Here is a 4,017-nt window from a genome sequence, read left to right on the forward strand (position 1 = left end):
GAGCAGGGGGCAGGGGGAAAAAGGATTTAAGCCCTATTTACCTTTCTTTACAGATTTTGGTTATCTCACGTCCACCTACTTAATTGCGAATTACCAATTATCTGGACACCTTATGTAGTATTTTTAATAGTTAGATATTATCTCTGATTCCAAGTTGGCATAGTTTTTTGATTTCTCCAAAATCTCAAATCTCAAATCTAAAATCCAAAATTGGTTTTGCACGACAGCACACGCCTAATATATCACTCCATGTTTGGTTTAATTGGACATCTGACTAGTTTAGAACACGCTCAATCAGTAGCTCAAGAATTGGGATATCCAGAATATGCCGATCAAGGGCTAGACTTTTGGTGTAGCGCCCCGCCGCAAATAGTTGATCATATCACTGTCACCAGTATCACCGGGCAGAAAATAGAAGGAAAGTATGTAGAATCATGCTTTTTACCGGAAATGCTGGCTAATCGCCGCATTAAAGCCGCAACGCGCAAAATTCTTAATGCTATGGCTCATGCTCAAAAGCATGGAATTGATATTACAGCCTTGGGTGGATTTTCCTCAATTATTTTTGAGAACTTTAATTTAGAGCAGTTCAAACAAGTCCGCAATATTAACCTAGAATTTGAACGGTTCACCACAGGCAACACTCATACAGCTTACATTATTTGTCGGCAAGTAGAAGAAGCTTCCCAACAACTAGGGATTGAATTGTCCAAAGCAACTGTAGCTGTGTGCGGTGCAACGGGGGATATTGGCAGCGCAGTCACCCGCTGGCTAGATAAAAAAACAGATGTTCAAGAATTACTATTAATTGCGAGAAATCAAGAACGTCTCCAAGAACTACAAGCAGAACTAGGACGGGGTAAAATTATGGGGTTACAGGAAGCATTACCCCAAGCGGATATTGTCGTCTGGGTGGCGAGTATGCCCAAAGGCGTAGAAATTGAACCAACAACATTAAAACAACCCTGTCTATTGATTGATGGTGGCTATCCTAAAAACCTAGGCACAAAAGTTCAGCATCCGGGAGTATATGTACTAAATGGTGGCATTGTGGAGCATTGCCTAGATATTGACTGGAAAATCATGAAAATTGTCAATATGGATGTGCCAGGGCGGCAATTATTTGCCTGTTTTGCCGAATCAATGCTGCTGGAATTTGAGAAGTTATATACAAACTTTTCTTGGGGGCGTAATCAGATTACCGTAGACAAAATGGAGCAAATTGGTCGTGTGTCCATTAAACACGGTTTTAGACCATTACTAGTTTAGTCAAGAGGTAAGAGGCAAGAGGCAAGAGGCAAGAGGTAAAAGCAAAGATCAATATTCTCCTCTTCTCCCTATTCCCTGTTCCCTATTCCCTATTCCCTATTCCCTATTTCCTTAATATGGCAACCACTGAGCGCAAACCCCTACTGTTAGATTTTGAAAAGCCTTTAGCAGAACTGGCCACTCGGATTGACCAAATTCGCCAATTGGCTGAAGAAAATGGTGTTGATGTTTCTGGACAAATTCGCCAACTAGAAACGCGGGCGACGCAATTGCGGGAAGAGATTTTTAGTAGTCTGACACCATCCCAACGATTGCAGGTAGCTCGTCATCCTCGCCGGCCTAGCACTTTAGATTATATCCAGTCTATCAGCGATGAATGGATGGAATTACATGGCGATCGCTGTGGCGGCGATGATCCAGCTTTAGTTGGTGGCGTTGGTCGCATAGCTGGACAACCAGTAATGATGTTAGGACATCAAAAAGGTCGAGATACTAAAGACAACGTTGCCCGCAACTTTGGTATGGCTGCTCCTGGTGGCTACCGGAAGGCTCTGCGCCTCATGGAACACGCCAATAAATTTAGTATGCCAATTTTGACCTTTATTGATACTCCTGGGGCTTGGGCAGGCATCGAAGCCGAACATCAAGGACAAGGAGAGGCGATCGCCTATAACCTGCGAGAAATGTTCAGTTTTGACGTACCCATCATTTGTACAGTTATCGGTGAAGGTGGATCCGGTGGGGCTTTGGGTATTGGTGTAGGCGATCGCCTATTGATGTTTGAACACTCAGTTTATACAGTTGCTACACCCGAAGCTTGCGCCGCAATCTTATGGAAAGATGCCAGCAAATCTCCCCAAGCTGCTGTAGCCTTGAAAATCATCTCCCACGACCTCAAAAACTTGGGCATTATTGACCAAATCCTCCCTGAACCCTTGGGTGGCGCACACTCAGACCCCTTAACAGCGGCTACCAACTTAAAACAAGCCCTAGTGGAAAACTTAGACGAACTCAACCGTCTCACCCCAGCCGAGCGCCGCCAACTCCGTTATGATAAATTCCGTAATATCGGCGTTTTCACAGAACTTGCCCACTAAAAATACTCAAGAAAATGGTATAGAATAATAGCAATGCTATAATTGCCTATGGCTGCTTAAAGATTTTTAACAATCTTCAAGAGCTATAGGCATTTGTATTTACTTGATTTTATGAATTCTGAGCAAAAAAGACGCGCCTTAATTACTGGTGCTAGTAGCGGAATTGGCAGAGCAACAGCTTTAGCATTTGCAAAAGCTGGAATAGATGTAGCATTAGTCAGCCGTTCTCAGGATAAACTAGAGTCTGTAGCTAGAGCCGCACAGGAGTTAGGAGTAGAAGCCCAAGCCTTTTGTCTAGACTTAGCTGAAGTTACCCAAGTTAAATCCAAAATTCAAGGAATAGCTGACAAATTTGGCAACATAAATATTCTCATTAATAACGCTGGAATTGGATATACAGGCAACCTGAGTGAAACACCCTTGGAAGACTGGCAACAAGTTATTGACTTGAACCTCACCAGTGTCTTTCAGTGCATGATGGGAATTTTGCCAGGAATGCGCCAACAAGAGCAAGGCACAATTATTAACATTGCTTCTATAGCAGCCAAACAAACCTTTCCGGGTTGGGGTGCTTACTGCGTCAGCAAAGCAGGACTTCTTTTCCTCTCCCAAACCCTCGCACAAGAAGAACGGGCTAATGGTATTCGCGTCATTGCCATTTGTCCTGGTTCTGTGAATACAGCAATTTGGGATACTCCAACCGTCCAAGCTAACTTTGACCGTTCCCAAATGTTAACTCCAGAAATTGTGGCCGAAACAATTCTCCACACTGTCTTATTACCACAAGAAGCAGTAATTGAAGAATTGACGATTATGTCCAATGCTGGTGTTCTCTAATTGGTAATTTCCTCATTTATCTCTTTAAATGATCAATTACCACTGACAACTGACAACTGACAACTGAAAAATTACTAAAATTTAATCATGACTATCGCTGGTTCAACCGGTTCTAATACCTCGCAATCGCCTCTCATTCCTGACTTAGCAGAAGCTATCAATGTCCGACCAGACCGCAATACCCATAATGGCAAAGAACCAGAAATACATCCACCGTCGGAAGAAACAATGGATGAGATGATGCAAGCTGTGCGGACAATGTTAGTGGGATTAGGAGAAGACCCTGAACGGGAAGGACTGCTAAAAACACCCAAGCGCGTAGCTAAGGCGATGAAATTTCTCACCAGCGGCTACAATCAATCTCTAGAAGACCTCATCAATGGTGCGATATTTGATGAAGGACATGATGAAATGGTTTTGGTAAGAGACATTAACTTCTTTAGCCTGTGTGAACATCATATGCTGCCATTCATGGGTAGAGCGCACGTTGCTTATATTCCCAATCAAAAAGTTGTAGGATTAAGCAAACTGGCAAGAATTGTGGAAATGTATTCTCGCCGATTGCAAGTTCAAGAAAGACTAACTCGACAAATTGCTGAGGCGCTACAAGCAGTCCTCGAACCCAAAGGTGTGGCTGTAGTCATGGAAGCTACTCATATGTGTATGGTGATGCGGGGGGTTCAAAAACCTGGTTCTTGGACAGTTACCAGTTCGATGGTAGGTATTTTCCAAGAACAACACAAAACCCGTGAAGAATTTTTTAACTTGATTCGTCATCAAGCGTCATTATTTTAATGCGGGATAGGGGTAGGGG

General features: G+C 43.2%; 4 protein-coding genes. All 4 read left to right on the forward strand.

What is annotated here, in order from left to right:
* Nucleotides 1-249 precede the first annotated feature (249 nt).
* The 4 genes from IQ226_RS24445 to folE all read left to right on the forward strand — a co-directional run bounded on the left by IQ226_RS24445 (nucleotide 250) and on the right by folE (nucleotide 3,998).
* Nucleotides 250-1,269, forward strand: coding sequence for a long-chain acyl-[acyl-carrier-protein] reductase (locus tag IQ226_RS24445; protein ID WP_193899708.1), 1,020 nt, complete (start codon nucleotides 250-252; stop codon nucleotides 1,267-1,269).
* Between the two features lie 116 nt (nucleotides 1,270-1,385).
* Complete coding sequence (locus IQ226_RS24450) at nucleotides 1,386-2,366, forward strand: acetyl-CoA carboxylase carboxyltransferase subunit alpha (RefSeq protein WP_193899710.1); 981 nt, start codon at nucleotides 1,386-1,388, stop codon at nucleotides 2,364-2,366.
* A gap of 111 nt (nucleotides 2,367-2,477) precedes the next feature.
* A complete protein-coding gene (locus IQ226_RS24455) occupies nucleotides 2,478-3,203 on the forward strand; it encodes an SDR family oxidoreductase (RefSeq protein ID WP_193899712.1) in 726 nt (241 codons plus the stop codon).
* Between the two features lie 87 nt (nucleotides 3,204-3,290).
* Nucleotides 3,291-3,998: a GTP cyclohydrolase I FolE gene (folE, locus tag IQ226_RS24460; RefSeq protein WP_193899714.1), complete on the forward strand. Its 708-nt coding sequence runs from the start codon at nucleotides 3,291-3,293 to the stop codon at nucleotides 3,996-3,998.
* The last annotated feature ends 19 nt before the right edge of the window (nucleotides 3,999-4,017 follow it).

The sequence above is a fragment of the Dolichospermum sp. LEGE 00240 genome (assembly GCF_015207875.1).
Classification (GTDB): Bacteria; Cyanobacteriota; Cyanobacteriia; order Cyanobacteriales; family Nostocaceae; genus Dolichospermum; species Dolichospermum gracile.

What these genes read in the sequence shown, in the direction of transcription:
- IQ226_RS24450 (WP_193899710.1), top strand. Translation starts at nt 1,386, where the DNA reads ATGGCAACCACTGAGCGCAAACCCCTACTGTTAGATTTTGAAAAGCCT.
- IQ226_RS24455 (WP_193899712.1), top strand. Translation starts at nt 2,478, where the DNA reads ATGAATTCTGAGCAAAAAAGACGCGCCTTAATTACTGGTGCTAGTAGC.
- folE (WP_193899714.1), top strand. Translation starts at nt 3,291, where the DNA reads ATGACTATCGCTGGTTCAACCGGTTCTAATACCTCGCAATCGCCTCTC.
- IQ226_RS24445 (WP_193899708.1), top strand. Translation starts at nt 250, where the DNA reads ATGTTTGGTTTAATTGGACATCTGACTAGTTTAGAACACGCTCAATCA.